Annotated in this window: 18 protein-coding genes and 2 pseudogenes; 9 read left to right on the top strand and 11 right to left on the bottom strand. The window is 60.3% G+C overall.

Translation table 11 applies throughout. From position 1 onward, the window contains the following. Positions 1 to 192: 192 nt before the first annotated feature. The 4 genes from ftsY (at position 193) to rpoH (ending at position 4,374) form a co-directional block, all read left to right on the top strand. Complete coding sequence (gene ftsY / locus AC1DLB_RS04360) at positions 193 to 1,716, top strand: signal recognition particle-docking protein FtsY (RefSeq protein ID WP_477743621.1); 1,524 nt, start codon at positions 193 to 195, stop codon at positions 1,714 to 1,716. Beyond that, a complete protein-coding gene (gene ftsE / locus AC1DLB_RS04355; protein WP_477784649.1) occupies positions 1,713 to 2,384 on the top strand; it encodes a cell division ATP-binding protein FtsE in 672 nt (223 codons plus the stop codon). Before ftsY ends, ftsE begins: the two co-directional genes overlap by 4 nt. Continuing rightward, positions 2,381 to 3,406: a permease-like cell division protein FtsX gene (gene ftsX, locus AC1DLB_RS04350; RefSeq protein ID WP_477784648.1), complete on the top strand. Its 1,026-nt coding sequence runs from the start codon at positions 2,381 to 2,383 to the stop codon at positions 3,404 to 3,406. The genes ftsE and ftsX overlap by 4 nt, the downstream gene beginning before the upstream one ends. 113 nt (positions 3,407 to 3,519) lie before the next feature. After that, on the top strand, positions 3,520 to 4,374 hold the full coding sequence (gene rpoH, locus AC1DLB_RS04345; RefSeq protein ID WP_007897890.1) for an RNA polymerase sigma factor RpoH: 855 nt from the start codon (positions 3,520 to 3,522) through the stop codon (positions 4,372 to 4,374). 99 nt (positions 4,375 to 4,473) lie between these two features. Here rpoH and mtgA read toward each other — a convergent pair whose 3' ends face one another. Next, positions 4,474 to 5,196, bottom strand: coding sequence for a monofunctional biosynthetic peptidoglycan transglycosylase (gene mtgA, locus AC1DLB_RS04340; RefSeq protein WP_477743622.1), 723 nt, complete (start codon positions 5,194 to 5,196; stop codon positions 4,474 to 4,476). Between the two features lie 74 nt (positions 5,197 to 5,270). Here mtgA and AC1DLB_RS04335 point away from each other — a divergent pair, with 74 nt between their 5' ends. The 4 genes and pseudogenes from AC1DLB_RS04335 to AC1DLB_RS04320 form a co-directional block, all read left to right on the top strand. Next, on the top strand, positions 5,271 to 5,642 hold the full coding sequence (locus AC1DLB_RS04335) for a DUF423 domain-containing protein (RefSeq protein ID WP_019580607.1): 372 nt from the start codon (positions 5,271 to 5,273) through the stop codon (positions 5,640 to 5,642). A gap of 90 nt (positions 5,643 to 5,732) precedes the next feature. Next, on the top strand, positions 5,733 to 5,933 hold the full coding sequence (gene thiS, locus AC1DLB_RS04330) for a sulfur carrier protein ThiS (protein ID WP_007897898.1): 201 nt from the start codon (positions 5,733 to 5,735) through the stop codon (positions 5,931 to 5,933). Between the two features lie 63 nt (positions 5,934 to 5,996). Further along, positions 5,997 to 6,791 (top strand): thiazole synthase, encoded by a 795-nt coding sequence (locus AC1DLB_RS04325; protein ID WP_477784647.1) that lies wholly within the window; start codon positions 5,997 to 5,999, stop codon positions 6,789 to 6,791. A gap of 9 nt (positions 6,792 to 6,800) precedes the next feature. Continuing rightward, positions 6,801 to 7,298: pseudogene (locus AC1DLB_RS04320) on the top strand (tRNA (guanine(46)-N(7))-methyltransferase TrmB); the annotation flags it as partial. Between the two features lie 29 nt (positions 7,299 to 7,327). Here the strand turns inward: AC1DLB_RS04320 and AC1DLB_RS04315 are convergent. The 9 genes and pseudogenes from AC1DLB_RS04315 to AC1DLB_RS04275 all read right to left on the bottom strand — a co-directional run bounded on the left by AC1DLB_RS04315 (position 7,328) and on the right by AC1DLB_RS04275 (position 13,809). Further along, on the bottom strand, positions 7,328 to 7,651 hold the full coding sequence (locus AC1DLB_RS04315; RefSeq protein ID WP_477784646.1) for a DUF3392 domain-containing protein: 324 nt from the start codon (positions 7,649 to 7,651) through the stop codon (positions 7,328 to 7,330). Between the two features lie 9 nt (positions 7,652 to 7,660). Then, positions 7,661 to 8,863: a radical SAM family heme chaperone HemW gene (gene hemW / locus AC1DLB_RS04310; protein WP_477743623.1), complete on the bottom strand. Its 1,203-nt coding sequence runs from the start codon at positions 8,861 to 8,863 to the stop codon at positions 7,661 to 7,663. Further along, complete coding sequence (rdgB, locus tag AC1DLB_RS04305; RefSeq protein WP_007939349.1) at positions 8,860 to 9,456, bottom strand: RdgB/HAM1 family non-canonical purine NTP pyrophosphatase; 597 nt, start codon at positions 9,454 to 9,456, stop codon at positions 8,860 to 8,862. The genes hemW and rdgB overlap by 4 nt, the downstream gene beginning before the upstream one ends. Then, on the bottom strand, positions 9,453 to 9,887 hold the full coding sequence (locus tag AC1DLB_RS04300; RefSeq protein ID WP_018928701.1) for a DUF4426 domain-containing protein: 435 nt from the start codon (positions 9,885 to 9,887) through the stop codon (positions 9,453 to 9,455). The genes rdgB and AC1DLB_RS04300 overlap by 4 nt, the downstream gene beginning before the upstream one ends. A 26-nt stretch (positions 9,888 to 9,913) precedes the next feature. Then, positions 9,914 to 11,599 (bottom strand): homoserine O-succinyltransferase MetX, encoded by a 1,686-nt coding sequence (gene metX / locus AC1DLB_RS04295; RefSeq protein ID WP_477784645.1) that lies wholly within the window; start codon positions 11,597 to 11,599, stop codon positions 9,914 to 9,916. 96 nt (positions 11,600 to 11,695) lie between these two features. After that, positions 11,696 to 11,989, bottom strand: coding sequence for a DUF167 domain-containing protein (locus AC1DLB_RS04290; RefSeq protein ID WP_477743624.1), 294 nt, complete (start codon positions 11,987 to 11,989; stop codon positions 11,696 to 11,698). 4 nt (positions 11,990 to 11,993) lie between these two features. Further along, positions 11,994 to 12,257, bottom strand: a pseudogene (locus tag AC1DLB_RS04285) (YggT family protein); the annotation flags it as partial. A gap of 12 nt (positions 12,258 to 12,269) precedes the next feature. Continuing rightward, complete coding sequence (gene proC, locus AC1DLB_RS04280; RefSeq protein WP_018928705.1) at positions 12,270 to 13,088, bottom strand: pyrroline-5-carboxylate reductase; 819 nt, start codon at positions 13,086 to 13,088, stop codon at positions 12,270 to 12,272. A 34-nt stretch (positions 13,089 to 13,122) separates the two neighbouring features. Continuing rightward, complete coding sequence (locus AC1DLB_RS04275; protein WP_018928706.1) at positions 13,123 to 13,809, bottom strand: YggS family pyridoxal phosphate-dependent enzyme; 687 nt, start codon at positions 13,807 to 13,809, stop codon at positions 13,123 to 13,125. A 56-nt stretch (positions 13,810 to 13,865) separates the two neighbouring features. Between AC1DLB_RS04275 and AC1DLB_RS04270 the strand changes: the two genes are divergently transcribed. After that, positions 13,866 to 14,900 (top strand): type IV pilus twitching motility protein PilT, encoded by a 1,035-nt coding sequence (locus tag AC1DLB_RS04270; protein WP_018928707.1) that lies wholly within the window; start codon positions 13,866 to 13,868, stop codon positions 14,898 to 14,900. Positions 14,901 to 15,055: 155 nt separating this feature from the next. Here the strand turns inward: AC1DLB_RS04270 and AC1DLB_RS04265 are convergent, their stop codons facing one another. After that, the gene (locus tag AC1DLB_RS04265; protein ID WP_018928708.1) at positions 15,056 to 15,676 is read right to left on the bottom strand and encodes a C40 family peptidase; all 621 of its coding nucleotides are present in this window, start codon (positions 15,674 to 15,676) and stop codon (positions 15,056 to 15,058) included. Positions 15,677 to 15,934: the final 258 nt, after the last annotated feature.

Below are 15,934 nucleotides of genomic sequence, written 5' to 3'. Positions count from 1 at the left end.
CAGCTAAACTCTGCGTTTTCGCCGACGATGCCGTTCCAGTCCTTCGTATTAGTCGACCTTTGAGGCGCCGTTGGCTCCTCGACAAAATGTTGCGCGTGAACAAGCTGGATGAATCGCAGTCTGTTCAGCATCGAATTATTTATTTGCCGAGGCGCCTTTTGGCGCGTCGCTACCGTGAGATAGCCGTCCTCCATGTTTGGTTCCAACGACGACAAGAAGACCCCAGCCGCGGCTGGTGAGAAGAAAAGCCTGTTCGGATGGCTGCGCAAAAAGCCGCAGGAACCCGTTGTCGAACAGCCACAGCCACTTTCTGAGCCAACCCCGGCACCGGTTATAGAGCAAAAGCCTGCGCCGATTGCCGAGCCGGTGCTGCAACCTGCGGCCGCGCTCGTACCTGAAACCGAAGTCGCGGCCCCATTGCCGCTGACGCCAGTTGCCACGCCGTGGCTGACTTTGCCGGTAGCGGAAGAGCCGGTGGCGCTGGTTGAAGATGAGCAAGCGCCGCACATCACGCCACCGATTCCGGCTCCGACTGCGTTTGCTCCGGAGCCGGTTCGGGCGCCAGTGGTTGAGCCGGCAGTCGTTGCACCGGCAGCCGTTGCACCCGTGTTCGTGGCCGAACCTGCTCCAGTGGTTCCAGAGCCTGTAGTGCCAGCATTTGTTGCTCCGGTTGCTCCGGTTGCTCCGGTTGCTCCAGCGCCTGCACCCGTCATCGCTCCTGTTGCCGCCACACCGGTTGCGCCCCTCGAAACTCCAGTCGAGCCTGTGCGTACCGAAGAGACCAAAGCCGGTTTCTTCGCCCGTCTCAAGCAAGGCCTGTCCAAGACCAGCGCCAGCATTGGCGAGGGCATGGCCAGCCTGTTCCTCGGCAAGAAAACCATTGATGACGAACTGCTCGAAGACATCGAAACCCGTCTGCTGACCGCCGATGTCGGCGTCGAAGCGACGTCGGTGATCATTCAGCGCCTGACTCAGAAAGTCGCCCGCAAGGAGCTGGCCGATGCCGACGCGCTGTACAAATCCCTGCAAGCCGAATTGGCAGCGATGCTCAAACCGGTCGAGCAGCCGCTGAAAATCACCTCGCAGAACAAGCCGTTCGTGATTCTGGTGGTCGGCGTCAACGGTGCCGGCAAAACCACCACCATCGGCAAGCTGGCGAAGAAGCTGCAACTGGAAGGCAAGAAAGTCATGCTCGCCGCCGGTGACACCTTCCGCGCCGCAGCGGTCGAGCAACTGCAGGTCTGGGGCGAGCGCAACAAGATTCCGGTGATCGCCCAGCACACCGGCGCCGACTCGGCTTCGGTAATTTTCGACGCTGTGCAGGCCGCCAAGGCCCGTGGCATTGATGTGTTGATCGCCGACACCGCCGGTCGCCTGCACACCAAAGACAATTTGATGGAAGAGTTGAAGAAGGTTCGCCGGGTGATCGGCAAGCTCGATGCCGACGCGCCTCATGAGGTGCTGTTGGTGCTCGACGCCGGTACCGGCCAGAACGCCATCAACCAGGCCAAGCAATTCAACCAGACCGTCGAATTGACCGGCCTGGCGCTGACCAAACTCGACGGCACGGCCAAGGGTGGGGTGATTTTCGCCCTGGCCAAGCAGTTTGGCTTGCCGATCCGTTACATCGGCGTTGGTGAAGGCATCGACGATTTGCGTACTTTTGAAGCAGAACCCTTTGTCCAGGCATTGTTTGCCGAGCGGGAGCGTTCATGATTCGTTTCGAACAGGTCGGTAAACGCTACCCGAACGGTCACGTCGGCTTGCATGAGCTGAGCTTTCGAGTCCGTCGGGGCGAATTCTTGTTTGTCACCGGCCATTCCGGCGCCGGTAAAAGCACCTTGTTGCGGCTGTTGCTGGCCATGGAGCGTCCGACCACCGGCAAATTGCTGCTGGCCGGGCAAGACCTGAGCACCATCAGCAATGCGCAGATTCCGTTCCTGCGCCGACAGATCGGCGTGGTGTTCCAGAACCACCAGTTGCTGTTCGATCGCACGGTGTTCAATAACGTCGCGTTGCCGTTGCAGATCCTTGGCCTGTCCAAGGCCGRGGTCGTCAAGCGCGTGGACTCGGCCCTGGAGCGCGTGGCGCTCTCGGACAAAACCGATCTCTACCCTGGCGACCTGTCTACCGGCCAGCAACAGCGCGTCGGCATCGCTCGCGCCATCGTTCACCGCCCGGCCTTGCTGCTGGCGGATGAACCGACCGGTAACCTCGACCCGCGTCTGGCGGCAGAAATCATGGGCGTGTTCGAAGACATCAACCGTCTGGGCACCAGCGTGCTGATCGCCAGTCACGACCTGGCGCTGATTGCCCGCATGCGTCATCGCATGCTGACCCTGCAGCGTGGCCGATTGATCGGCGACGGGGAGGCTGGCGTATGAGTGCGACACGTAGCCCCAAGGTTTCCGAGCGTGTGGCCCCGAAGGCCGCCGACCCGCAACCACAGCAGAAGAAAAAACGCGACGATGACGATGGCCCGGATTTCGCCACGCTGTTCCGCGCCTGGATCGAAAGTCATCGTGCCAGTTTGCTGGACAGCTTGCGTCGCTTGGGCAAGCACCCGATCGGCAGTTTTTTCACCTGCATGGTGATGGCGGTGGCCCTGAGCTTGCCGATGGGTCTGTCACTTTTGCTGAATAACGTCGAGCGTCTCGGTGGCTCCTGGCAGCGTGCGGCGCAGATTTCCCTGTATCTGCAACTTGAGGCCAGCCCTGCCGAGGGTGAGTCGTTGCGTGAGCAGATCAAAGGCATGCCGGGCGTAGCGGATGCCGAATACGTGGGTCGCGATCAGGCGCTGGAAGAATTCCAGCAGCAGTCCGGTCTGGGCGAAGCCCTCAAGGAACTGCCGGAAAACCCGCTCCCGGGCGTGGTCCTGGTGACTCCGAAAGAGGTCGACAAGCCTGYGCTTGAAGCATTACGACAAAAACTTTCCGAGTTGCCGAAGGTACAACAGGCGCAACTTGATCTAGTCTGGGTCGAGCGTCTGGCGGCCATCCTCAAGCTGGGCGACCGTTTTGTCTTCGGTCTGACCGTGCTTTTGGTTTCTGCATTACTTTTGGTGATAGGCAATACCATTCGTCTTCATATTGAAAACCGCCGCACAGAGATAGAAGTGATTAAACTCGTCGGCGGCACGGACAGTTATGTGCGCAGGCCCTTTCTGTACATGGGCGCGCTATATGGCTTCGGTGCGGGGATTCTTTCCTGGGGCGTATTGGCGTTCGGCCTGAACTGGCTGAACGACGCGGTGGTTGGACTGGCCGGTTTGTACGGCAGTGATTTTGCGCTGGCCGGAGTGCCAGTTGCCGACGGTCTGTCGCTCTTGCTTGGCGCGGTGCTGTTGGGGTATATCGGTGCATGGATTGCAGTCGCACGCCACCTGCGGGAGCTTGCGCCAAAGTAATATCATTTTGCTCGTATTGACCTTTCAGCGTTTATGGGAACTTGTTTTTTGGTTTCCGGTCAATTTTCGCAGTGCTGAACTGCACGAGTTATGTAAGTCGGAGGTTTTTTCGTATGACCAATTCTTTGCAGCCTGCATATGCTCTGGTCCCGGGTGCGAACCTGGAGGCCTATGTGCACACGGTGAATAGCATTCCATTGCTGACGCCGGAGCAGGAGCGCGAACTGGCCGAGAGTCTCTATTATGAGCAGGATTTGGGGGCGGCTCGGCAGATGGTGCTCGCCCACCTGCGTTTTGTCGTACACATTGCCCGTAGCTATTCCGGTTACGGCCTGGCCCAGGCTGACCTGATCCAGGAAGGCAACGTCGGCCTGATGAAAGCGGTCAAGCGTTTCAACCCGGAAATGGGTGTGCGCCTGGTGTCCTTTGCGGTGCACTGGATCAAGGCGGAAATCCACGAGTTCATCCTGCGCAACTGGCGGATCGTCAAAGTCGCGACCACCAAGGCTCAGCGCAAGCTGTTCTTCAACCTGCGCAGCCAGAAGAAACGTCTGGCCTGGCTGAACAACGAGGAAGTCCACCGTGTGGCGGAAAGCCTCGGCGTAGAGCCGCGGGAAGTGCGCGAGATGGAAAGTCGCCTGACCGGCCATGACATGGCCTTCGACCCGGCCGCGGAAGCGGACGACGACAGTGCCTTCCAATCGCCGGCCAACTACCTGGAAGACCACCGGTACGACCCGGCCCGTCAACTGGAAGATGCCGACTGGAGCGACAACTCCAACCACAACCTGCACGAAGCGCTTGAAGTGCTGGACGACCGCAGCCGCGACATTCTCTACCAGCGCTGGCTGGCAGAAGAAAAAGCCACGCTGCATGACCTGGCGCAGAAGTACAACGTGTCGGCCGAGCGTATTCGTCAGCTCGAGAAGAGCGCGATGAACAAGCTCAAGTTGTCGATCGCTGCGTAACCCGCGCGAAGGCAATAAAAAACGCCCCGATCATTGATCGGGGCGTTTTTGTTTCTGTCCAATTTCCGGTTTAGCGTCGACTTTGTGGGATCTTCGGTGTCATTGAGCCCATGGCGCCCGGCGGGAATCGTTGAGGCCGACCAGATAGCTGTCCCCGCCCAACTGATTCATCTGCTGGCGAATCCACCCCGCCCGCCTTGCAACGTAAGAAGTCGGATGGCTGGCACTCCACACCCGCGGGTTCGGCAGTACCGCGGCCAACAAACTTGCCTGCTGCCGGGACAGCGAACCAGCGCCCACGCCAAAGTGATGCCGGGCCGCTGCTTCGGCGCCGAACACACCTTCATCCCACTCGACGCTATTAAGGTATACCTCAAGAATCCGCTGCTTGGGCCAGAACACTTCGATCAGCCCGGTAAACCAGGCTTCCAGGCCTTTACGCAGCCAGCTGCGGCCAGACCACAGAAACAGGTTTTTCGACACTTGCTGGCTCAGGGTGCTTGCGCCGCGAATCGAGCCGCCGCGTTCGTTATGTGCAAACGCCGCCTGAATCGCGCTGAAATCAAAGCCCCAATGCTCGGCAAACTTCTGGTCTTCACCGGCAATCACCGCGACTTTCAGGTCGTCGGAGATTTCATCCCAGGGTTTCCAGGTGCGTTGCAGATCGATGGGCTCGCCGTCGAACCAGGATTCGATCTTGCGCTCGATCATCAATGCCGTTCCCGGTGGCGGCACCACCCGAAACAGCAGAACCAGCAAAACACTGCCGACCGCGAACCAGAGCAGGGCCTTTGTGAAACGACGGAAAATTAACTGCAGCATAGAGATGGCTTGGCCGAACCCGTTGAGCCGGCCATTATACAGACCCTGCTGATCGAGTCTGACTGGAGTTCTTCATGCTGCGTGGCTTTCTGATGCTTGCCGCTTTCTTCGGATTCACCGGCGTTGCCTTGGGCGCATTCGCCGCCCACGGCCTGAAAAACCGCCTGACGCCTGAGTATTTGGCGATTTTCCACACGGGCGTCACTTATCAACTGGTGCATACCCTGGCGTTGCTGGGTGTTGCATTGCTGGCCACGCAGATTCCCGGTCGTCTGATTACCTGGGCCGGCGCGTCTTTTGCTCTCGGCATTGTGTTGTTTTCCGGCAGCCTGTACCTGCTGACGATGACCGGCGTCAGCAAGCTCGGGATCGTTACACCGTTCGGCGGCCTCGCGTTTCTGGTCGGCTGGGTTTGCCTGGGGCTAGCCGCCTGGCGGCTGAGCTGACCACGCAGTCCATTTCGTGACGAATGGCTTGGGTCGCCAAGTCTGATCGGGCTAGAATGCCAGCCCCTAAAAATGATGGCGGCATTCGGCATGCGCATTCAGTTGAACGGCGAATCCCTTGAACTGCCCGACGGTGAAACCGTTGCGGCCCTGCTGACCCGTCTGGAACTGACCGGGCGCCGGGTGGCGGTCGAGCTCAATCTGGATATCGTCCCGCGCAGCCAGCACGCTGAAACCACGCTGAACGACGGCGACTCGGTCGAAGTGGTACACGCCATCGGCGGCGGCTAGCCGCCCGGCCCGAGCGGCCACAGAATCATTGTGCAAGAACCTCACCCCAACAGAGGATTTCCCATGAGCATCGTTCGTAGCGACAAGCCCTTCGTCCTGGCCGGTCGTACTTACCAGTCGCGTTTGCTGGTAGGCACCGGCAAGTACCGTGACATGGAAGAAACCCGCCTGGCCATCGAGGCTTCGGGTGCCGAGATCGTCACCTTCGCCGTGCGCCGGACCAACCTCGGCCAGAACCCGGGCGAACCGAACCTGCTCGAAGTCCTGTCGCCGGATCGCTACACCTTCCTGCCGAACACTGCCGGTTGCTACGACRCCATTGAAGCCGTGCGCACCTGCCGCCTGGCCCGTGAGCTGCTCGACGGCCACAACCTGGTGAAGCTGGAAGTGCTGGCGGATCAGAAAACCCTGTTCCCCAACGTGATCGAAACCCTCAAGGCCGCCGAAGTGCTGGTCAAGGAAGGCTTCGACGTGATGGTGTACACCAGCGATGATCCGATCATTGCCCGTCAACTGGCGGAAATCGGCTGTATCGCAGTCATGCCGCTGGCTGGTTTGATCGGCTCGGGCCTGGGGATCTGCAACCCGTACAACCTGCAGATCATCCTCGAAGAGGCGAAAATTCCGGTGCTGGTGGATGCCGGTGTCGGTACTGCCTCCGACGCCACCATCGCCATGGAGCTGGGCTGTGAAGCGGTGCTGATGAACTCGGCCATTGCCCATGCCCAGCAGCCGATCATGATGGCTGAAGCCATGAAACACGCCATCGTGGCAGGTCGTCTGGCCTACCTCGCGGGCCGCATGCCGAAAAAACTCTATGCCAGCGCCTCCTCGCCGCTGGATGGTCTGATCAAGTAAGAGCCATTGATGACTGAATCAAACGACACGCCTATCCAGCAGGAAGAAGGCGAAGAGCGCCAACACCGCCGCATCAAGAGTTTCGTGATGCGCGCCGGGCGCATGACCGAAGGCCAGCAACGCGGCCTGGAGCAGGGCGCTCCGCTGTTCGTGCTGCCTCTGGCCGATGCGCCGGTGGATTTCGACCAGGTGTTCGGCCGTTCGGCGCCGCGCTCGCTGGAAATCGGTTTCGGCATGGGCCATTCGCTGTTGGAAATGGCCGCGGCCTCGCCGGAGCAGGATTTCATTGGCGTTGAAGTTCACCGTCCGGGTGTTGGCGCGCTGCTCAATGGCGTGCTGACTCAGGGCCTGACCAACCTGCGTGTCTACGATTGCGATGCGATCGAAGTGCTCAACCGTTGCATCGCCGACAACAGCCTCGACCGCCTGATGCTGTTTTTCCCGGATCCGTGGCACAAGAGCCGTCACGGATTGAGACCGCGTCATCGTTCTTCGCGGGCAAGCCTCGCTCCTACGGGATTTGTGTTGTGCCCGGCTTAGCGGCGGTCTGCCACAACCCCGATCAACACCAGCACCACCAACAACACCGGCGCCAGGCTGTAGTTGTTGAACTGGCTCAAGCCTTTGATGATCCATGGCGTGGCATAGATCAGTGCTACGCCGCTGCCGACCATGCACAGCAGGGCCATCAGCGGGATGCGCAAGGCGCYGGCGATGCTGCCCAGGCGTTGGTCGACCCAGCCCTTGAGGTCGGCGCCAAACAGCACGAGCAGGCAGCCCACCAGTGCCAGAGAGATTTCCGACAGGTTGCTACGGCTCCAGCGGGACACGGTGGCGAGCAGGTCGAGTACCRGATCCATTCGATTTCCTTATGTCAGAAAAGTCTGCAGCAAGTCATTGAGAAAGAGTTGTCCGCGCATCGTGGCTGCCAGACGTGACGGTTCGACCTGCAACAAGCCACTTTGTTCGGCCTCTCGGCGGCCTTCGGCAAGGCTTTCCAGGGGCAGCCCGGTGCGCTCCGTATACAACCGCGCTTCGACACCCTCGGTCAGGCGCAAGGCGTTCATCAGGAACTCGAACGGCAGTTCTTCGTTGCTCAGCGCTTTCTCGCCAGCCTTGAAGCTTTTGGCCGGATTGAGGTAATCCTTCGGCAGGCGAGTCTTCCAGGTGCGTACGATGCGCCCGTCCGGATGGCTGAGCTTGCCGTGGGCACCGGCGCCGATGCCGATGAAGTCGCCGAAACTCCAGTAATTGAGGTTATGCCGCGCTGGCCGGCCGGGCTGGGCATAGGCCGAGACTTCGTACTGCGCGTAACCGTGTTCGGCCAACAGCGCCTGGCCGGCCTCTTGAATGTCCCACAGGGCGTCATCTTCCGGCAGCGTCGGCGGCTGGTTCCAGAACACCGTGTTCGGCTCCAGGGTCAGCTGATACCAGGACAGGTGCGTCGGCCTCAAGGCGATGGCCTGGCGCAGGTCGCTCAGGGCATCGTCCAGAGTCTGATCGGGCAAACCGTGCATCAGGTCCAGATTGAAGTTGTCGAAGCCAGCCTGGCGCGCCATGTCGGCGGCCCGCACGGCTTCATCGCCGTTGTGGATCCGTCCCAGCGCCTTGAGTTTTTCTTCCTGAAAGCTCTGGATACCGATCGACAGGCGATTGATGCCCAGCGCCCGGTAGGCGCGGAATTTCTCCTGCTCGAACGTTCCTGGGTTGGCTTCCAGGGTGATTTCTATGTCGCTGGCAAACGGAATACGTTGCTCGACACCCTTGAGCAAACGGCCCAACGCCTCGGCGCTGAACAGGCTCGGCGTACCGCCACCAAAGAAGATCGAGCTCAGTTCGCGGCCATAGACCGCATGCAGGTCCTGATCGAGGTCGGAGAGCAGGGCGTCCACATACTCTTGTTCCGGCAGCACCGGGCTAGCGGTGTGGGAGTTGAAGTCGCAATAAGGGCATTTGCGTACACACCACGGGATGTGGATGTACAGCGCCAAGGGCGGCAGCACAGGCAAAGCGGCCCGAGGCGATTGCGCGCCGCCGAAGATCAGCGGCGACGCGGACGATTCAATGGTCATTTCAAGCCCAGACGCTGGCGCAGCAGATCCATTGCACGGGCGCGGTGACTGATCTGGTTCTTGTCGCTGGGCTTAAGCTCGGCGCTGGAGCACTCGCGCTCCGGCACCCAGAACAGCGGATCGTAGCCAAAACCGTGCTCACCGCTGGCCTGGGTCAGGATGCGCCCATGCCACAGGCCTTCGCAAAGGATTGGCAACGGATCGTCGGCATGACGCACCAGCGCCAACACGCAGACGAATTGCGCGCCGCGCTCGGCTTGCGGCACGTCTTTCATGACGTCGAGCAGTTTGGCGTTATTCGCCGCATCGCCCTTGCCGTCGGCATAACGGGCCGAATAGATACCCGGCGCACCGCCAAGGAAATCCACCGCCAGCCCCGAATCGTCGGCCAAGGCCGGCAGGCCGGAAATACGCGAGGCATTGCGGGCCTTGAGAATGGCGTTTTCGACGAACGACAGGCCGGTTTCTTCAGGCTCGACGCTGCTGAACTCGCCGATCGAGCGCAAGTGCACCGATTCGCCCAGCATGGCCTGGAGTTCCTTGAGTTTGCCGGCGTTATGGCTGGCCAGTACGAGTTGCGTGAAATTGATCATTCGCCGGGGAAGAGCTCTTGGTTGAAATTGATGGTGTTGATTTTGTCACCGGTCTGCACCTTGATTTCAAAGGTGCGGATTTCCTGCTGTGGCACCGGATACTGGGCGATGTAGTAGACCGCGCCGGTTTCGGTGATCTGTTTGAACTGCAATGGGACGCTTTGGCTGGTCAGGTCTTTGACCGTCCCGCTGACTTGTGCGGTTTGCGGTTTGCCGTCCTTGATCACCGAGACGTTGATCACGCCCTGGTTCTTGCTGCGGATCAGCTCGGCAGCCTTGGCGATGTCCGGTGTCAGATAAGTCGAGTTGAAGGTGTTGTAGTGCACTGTCACATCGCCAAATGTTTCCTGGCGTTCGCTTTTGATGACGTCGGCGGCCATGGCGGTGACGCTCAGGCAGGCAGTAAGTACAAACAGCGCTAGACGACCCATGATCGTTCTCCTCGAAGTGTCGTGATTCAGACCGCGACCTTGTGGTCCGGCAGACCGGGGCTGCTGACGCGATAGATACCGATCTCACCTAACAGATTAGGCCATAGCTTACTGGCCCACCCGTGTCGATGCTGTTGATCCACGGCAAGTCGATCAATGACCTTGGCTTCACGTTCGCGACACAGCGCTTCAAAGTCTTCGAAGGTGCAGAAGTGAATGTTTGGCGTGTTGTACCAGGTGTACGGCAGAAACTCCGAAACCGGCATCCGGCCCTTGCTCGCCAGGTACCAGCGGCAGCGCCAGTGGCCGAAGTTGGGGAAGGTGATGATGCACTGGCGACCGACCCGCAGCATTTCGTCGAGGATCTTGTCCGGGTAATGCACGGCTTGCAGGGCCTGGGTCATGACCACGATGTCGAAACTGTTGCTGGCAAAGTTGCCCAGGCCCTTGTCCAGGTCCTGCTCGATGACGTTGATGCCTTTGGCGACGCACTCGGCAATGTTGTCCGGGTCGTTTTCCAGGCCATAGCCGGTGACCTGCTTGTGGTCACGCAGCCAGGTCAGCAGCTCGCCGTCACCGCAGCCGAGGTCGAGCACGCGGCTGAAGGCCTGCAAGTAACGCGGGATCGGAATCAGGAAGGCATCGTGGCCTTGCGGAGCGTCGATCTCCAAATAGCAGACGTCTTTCCTGGCCGCCATCAGCGCGTCCACCAGCTCCCGCGAGCGGGCAGGGGAGAAACGCCAGTCGGTGGTGAAGGACATCACACAGAACTTGGCTTTCGCGCCTTCGAAGGTTTTCGCCAGGTCATCGTCGAAGTTCGCCGCAGGATCGAAGTAGTCCAGCGCCTTGGTCATCAGCAGGTAGGTGTTGGCGTCGAAACGTCCGGAAAACTCCTCGCCTTGATAGCGCAGGTAGCTTTCGACCTGGAACTCGACACTGTGGAAGTCGTAGTTGAGCTTTTCGCTCTTCAGACCGCGGCCGAATTTTTCGCCCATGGAGTCATCGGACAGGTACGTGATGTGCCCGACCATTCGCGCCAGCATCAGCCCGCGCTTGGGGATCACCCCGTATTCCTGGAATGAACCGCCGTGGAACTCCGGGTCGGTAAGAATCGCCTGGCGTGCGACTTCGTTGAACGCGATGTTCTGCGCCGACAGTTTCGGTGCCGAGGCGATCGCCAGGCAGTGCCGCACGCGATCCGGATAGGTGATGGTCCACTGCAAGGYCTGCATGCCGCCCAGACTGCCGCCGATCACCGCCGCCCATTGGCCGATGCCGAGCAGGTCGGCAAGGCGTGCCTGGCTGTGCACCCAGTCTTCCACGGTCAGTACCGGGAAGTCGGCGCCAAACGGCTTGCCGGTTTCCGGATTGACGCTGCTGGGGCCGGTGGAGCCGTTGCAACCGCCGAGATTGTTCAGGCTGACCACGAAGAATTTGCGGGTGTCGATCGGTTTGCCGGGGCCGATGCAGCTGTCCCACCAACCGGGTTTGCGGTCGTCGGGGCTGTGGAAGCCGGCGGCGTGATGGTGACCGGACAAGGCATGGCAGATCAGCACGGCATTGCTCGCCGTGGCGTTCAGCGTGCCATAGGTTTCATAGATCAGGTCATAAGCGGGCAGCGAACGACCGCAGGCCAGGGCCAGGGGTTCACTGAAGTGCGCCACTTGCGGCGTCACCAGACCAACAGAATCGGGGGGGAAGGCAGCTGGCATCGACCCTGCTCTCATTGAAATGAGGCGTAAGTCTAAAGACCGCTGTGGCTAGCGGCAAGCAAAGGCCGGGCCTGATTTTCCCTCGCCACATTGAGGTCAGGCCGGGCGCACCAGATCCGGCAAATCCGGCAGCTTCTTCGGCGAACAGATCCGCACCCGCTTCTGCCGGTTCAACTCGCCGCTGATCAGGCTGACCTGGCTCTTGGAAACCCCGAACGCCTTGGCCAGAAACGCCATCAGGTACGCATTGGCCTTGCCCTCGACCGGCGGCGCCGTCAGACGGATCTTCAGGCGATCACCGTGCAGTCCGCAGAAATCATCGCTGCGGGCCGCAGGTTGCACGTGACATTCCAGAATCAGGTCATCACCGTCCCAGCGAAAGTAGCTCACCGGATCAGATCAGCAGGCGCAGGACCTGCGGCATCATGGTCAAGGCTGCGAGGTTGTTGATTACCAGCATGTCGATCAGCTYGAGCACCATGAACGCCAGGATCGGCGAGATATCCAGGCCGCCGAGGTTTGGCAGAATCTTGCGGAACGGCGCCAGGGCCGGCTCGCAGATCTGGTTCACCAGCTCGGCGCCGGGGTTGTGGCTGCCCGGCGCGACCCAGGACAGGATCACGCTGATGATCAGGGCATAGAAGAAGATATTCAGGAAATGTAAGGCTCCTTATTTGCCCAGTTGTTCGGCCATCTCGGCCGAGCGGTGCGCGGCGGCGCCGAGTGCTTTTTCCACCAGGGCTTCGAAGCCGCCGGCCTGGAACGCTTTGATCGCCGCTTCGGTGGTGCCCGCAGGCGAGGTCACGCGGCGACGCAGTTCAGCGGCGTCGACATCACTGGCGACTGCCATGTGTGCAGCGCCCAGCGCGGTTTGCACGGTCAGTTGTGCAGCGATTTCGGGTGGCAGGCCGAGCTTCACGCCAGCGGCGGTCATGGCTTCGATCAGCAGGAAGAAATACGCAGGGCCAGAGCCGGAAACGGCGGTGACCGCGTCCAGTTGCTGTTCTTCGTCCAGCCACAAAGCGATGCCGACTGCCGACAGCAGCTCTTGGGCCTGCTGGCGTTGCTCGGCGCTCACTTGGGCCGTGGCGTACAAACCGCTCACACCCTGGCGCACCAGCGCCGGGGTGTTGGGCATGCAGCGCACGATGGGCTGGGCACCCAGCCAGTTGTTCATGCTGGCGCAGGTGATGCCGGCCGCAATCGACACCACCAGCTGGTTCGGCTTGAGGCTTGGGCGAATGGCTTCGCAAACGGCTTTCATCGCCTGTGGCTTGACCGCCAGCACGACCACGTCCACGCCCTCAATGGCTTGGGCGTTGTCGGCAAACACTTCGATGCCGTGTTCGGCTTTCACGCGGGCACGGGTTTCTTCGCCCGGATCGCTGGCGCGGATCTGCGCGGCGTCCAGACCTTTGGCGCGCAGGCCGCCGATCAGGCTGGCGGCCATGTTGCCGGCTCCGATAAAGGCAATACGAGTCTTGCTCATGTCAGGTCCTTATAGAGAGGTGAGTCAGCCATGTTCATGGTCGACTGTAATCGCGGGCGCCAAACAGGGCCGTACCGATGCGGACCCAAGTGGCACCCTGGGCGATGGCCGACTCGAGGTCGTGGCTCATGCCCATGGAAAGTGTGTCGAGTGGCAGGTTCAGGCTGGCTTGCAGGCTCTGCACGGCAGCAAAGGCAGCGTCCTGGGCGGCGCGATCTTCAGTCGGCTCGGGAATCGCCATCAGCCCGCGCAGTTTCAAACGCGGCAGCGCACTGATGGCATCGGCCAGGGCGGGCAGGTCGGCCGGGGTGCAGCCGGATTTGCTGGCTTCACCACTGACGTTGACCTGGATGCAGATGTTCAAGGGCGGCAAATCGGCAGGGCGCTGTTCGGACAGGCGTTGTGCGATTTTCAAACGATCCACGGAGTGCACCCAGTCGAAGTGCTCGGCGATAGCGCGAGTCTTGTTCGATTGAATGGGGCCGATGAAGTGCCAGATCAAGGGCAGGTCGGCCAATTCGAGCTGTTTGCCCAAGGCTTCCTGCAGGTAGTTTTCGCCAAAGTCGCGGATCCCGGCGGCATAGGCTTCACGCAGGGCCTCGGCGGGCTTGGTTTTGCTCACGGCCAATAGCTGGATGCTGTTCTCATCGCGGTGGGCGGCTTTGGCTGCTGCCTGGATGCGTGAACTAACCTGAAGAGTGTTGTCTGCTATCGTGGACATCAAGAGGCGCCAGCGGTCTGAAGGTTCGCGGCATTCTACTGGAATTGAGGAGCGCTATGGATATCACTGAGCTGCTGGCTTTCAGCGCCAAACAAGGCGCGTCCGACCTGCACCTGTCCGCCGGCCTGCCACCGATGATCCGCGTCGATGGCGATGTGCGACGCATCAACTTGCCGGCCCTGGACCACAAGGAAGTGCATGACCTGATCTACGACATCATGAACGACCTCCAGCGGGTGGACTTCGAGAAGCATCTTGAAACCGACTTTTCCTTCGAAGTGCCCGGCGTGGCGCGTTTCCGGGTCAATGCCTTCAACCAGAATCGTGGCGCGGGCGCGGTGTTCCGGACCATTCCGTCGAAGGTCCTGAGCATGGACGATCTGGGCATGGGGGACGTGTTTCGCAAGATTACCGAAGCGCCCCGGGGCCTGGTGCTGGTGACCGGCCCGACCGGCTCCGGCAAGTCCACCACGCTGGCGGCGATGATTGATTACCTGAACAACCATCGCCATCACCACATCCTCACCATCGAAGACCCCATCGAGTTCGTCCACGAATCGCGCAAATGCCTGATCAATCAGCGTGAAGTCCATCGCGATACCCGCAGCTTCGCCACGGCCCTGCGCTCGGCCCTGCGTGAAGACCCGGACGTGATTCTGGTGGGGGAAATGCGTGACCTGGAGACTATTCGGCTGGCATTGACCGCCGCCGAGACCGGCCACCTGGTATTCGGCACGCTACACACCACCTCGGCGGCGAAAACCATCGACCGGGTGGTGGACGTGTTTCCGGGTGACGAGAAATCGATGGTGCGCTCGATGCTCTCCGAGTCGTTGCTGGCGGTGGTGTCCCAGACACTGATCAAGAAAATCGGCGGCGGGCGGATTGCCGCCCACGAAATCATGCTCGGCACCTCGGCGATCCGTAACCTGATCCGTGAAGACAAGGTGGCGCAGATGTACTCGTCGATTCAGACCGGTGGGTCGCTGGGGATGCAGACGCTGGATATGTGCCTGAAGGATCTGGTGACCAAGGGTGTGATCAGTCGCGAGCATGCGCGGGAGAAGGCGCGGTCGCCGGATAATTTTTGAGGGTTGGAGCGCGACCTGTGGCGAGGGGGCTTGCCCCCGTTCGGCTGCGAAGCAGTCGCAAACTCGGGCGACGCGGTCTTTCTAGTAACGCTTGGTGGCAGGTTTTGGGGCCGCTCCGCRGCCCAACGGGGGCAAGCCCCCTCGCCACAATCGGATCAGCGCTGTACGACGCGCAGTTGATTCGGTTCTTTTGGCAGAACCCGCTTGGCAACCACGTAGTGGTTATCCCAATACGGCTTCTTCAGGGTGTCGATGCTTACCGACTTGCCACGGCGTGGTGCGTGGATGAAGCGGTCGTTGCCCAGGTAGATGGCCACATGGTTGACCCGGCGGCTCTTGATGTTGAAGAAGATCAGGTCGCCTGGCTTCAGTTCGTTGCGATCGACTTTCTCACCGTGACCACTGGCCATGGCATTGGAGGTGCGTGGCAGGTCGAAGGTCGCGTCGTTGAACGCGTATTTCACCAGGCCGCTGCAATCGAACCCTTTACTTGGGCTGCTGCCACCCCAACGATAAGGTGTGCCGAGCACGTTTACCGCGCGGCTCAACACGTTGCTGCTTTCCTTGGTCGCCATCGGCGGAACCAGCTTGCCGTTGGCGCGGCTCAGTTGGGTGGAGCGTTTTACCGTCTGTTGGTTTTTGCTCGAAGGAGCAGAAACGTGGGATTTTGGGGTGTAACCATTAACGTTCGGAAGACGTTGCTCACGATTGGTGGCGTGGGCGGCCAGGGGCAATAATAGGCAAATGGTTAGCCATGTCTTGAAAAATGGACGCATTAGGCAAGGCTCGTATGGGTTAGCGCGCAACTTTATAACAGCTTTTTTGTCCCTTCCGAGGCCGTTGGTCGATTCAACCTTGGGGTCAACGGAACCAAATAAGCGGCAATTTGGCGCAATTGTCGGACACAAGTCAGGTGTTACAAGGCTTTGACGGGACCCAAGGTAGCATTCGCCGTATGTCGGCTGCCTGTAAAAAAGTCACAAAGAATTCAAGAATATTTCTCTATCGCGTGAATCGAGGCCATCCATGAACAC

The organism is Pseudomonas sp. 05N434 (assembly GCF_056396965.1).
The sequence above is the reverse complement of the archived record's forward strand: the minus strand, read 5'-3'. Positions and strand labels throughout refer to the sequence as shown.

Excerpts from the sequence above, each read along its gene's own strand:
- rpoH (WP_007897890.1), top strand. The coding sequence starts at position 3,520 with ATGACCAATTCTTTGCAGCCTGCATATGCTCTGGTCCCGGGTGCGAAC.
- rdgB (WP_007939349.1), bottom strand. The coding sequence starts at position 9,456 with ATGATCAATTTCACGCAACTCGTACTGGCCAGCCATAACGCCGGCAAA.
- AC1DLB_RS04265 (WP_018928708.1), bottom strand. The coding sequence starts at position 15,676 with ATGCGTCCATTTTTCAAGACATGGCTAACCATTTGCCTATTATTGCCC.
- proC (WP_018928705.1), bottom strand. The coding sequence starts at position 13,088 with ATGAGCAAGACTCGTATTGCCTTTATCGGAGCCGGCAACATGGCCGCC.
- hemW (WP_477743623.1), bottom strand. The coding sequence starts at position 8,863 with ATGACCATTGAATCGTCCGCGTCGCCGCTGATCTTCGGCGGCGCGCAA.
- thiS (WP_007897898.1), top strand. The coding sequence starts at position 5,733 with ATGCGCATTCAGTTGAACGGCGAATCCCTTGAACTGCCCGACGGTGAA.
- mtgA (WP_477743622.1), bottom strand. The coding sequence starts at position 5,196 with ATGCTGCAGTTAATTTTCCGTCGTTTCACAAAGGCCCTGCTCTGGTTC.
- AC1DLB_RS04275 (WP_018928706.1), bottom strand. The coding sequence starts at position 13,809 with ATGTCCACGATAGCAGACAACACTCTTCAGGTTAGTTCACGCATCCAG.
- ftsY (WP_477743621.1), top strand. The coding sequence starts at position 193 with ATGTTTGGTTCCAACGACGACAAGAAGACCCCAGCCGCGGCTGGTGAG.
- AC1DLB_RS04300 (WP_018928701.1), bottom strand. The coding sequence starts at position 9,887 with ATGGGTCGTCTAGCGCTGTTTGTACTTACTGCCTGCCTGAGCGTCACC.
- AC1DLB_RS04270 (WP_018928707.1), top strand. The coding sequence starts at position 13,866 with ATGGATATCACTGAGCTGCTGGCTTTCAGCGCCAAACAAGGCGCGTCC.
- AC1DLB_RS04335 (WP_019580607.1), top strand. The coding sequence starts at position 5,271 with ATGCTGCGTGGCTTTCTGATGCTTGCCGCTTTCTTCGGATTCACCGGC.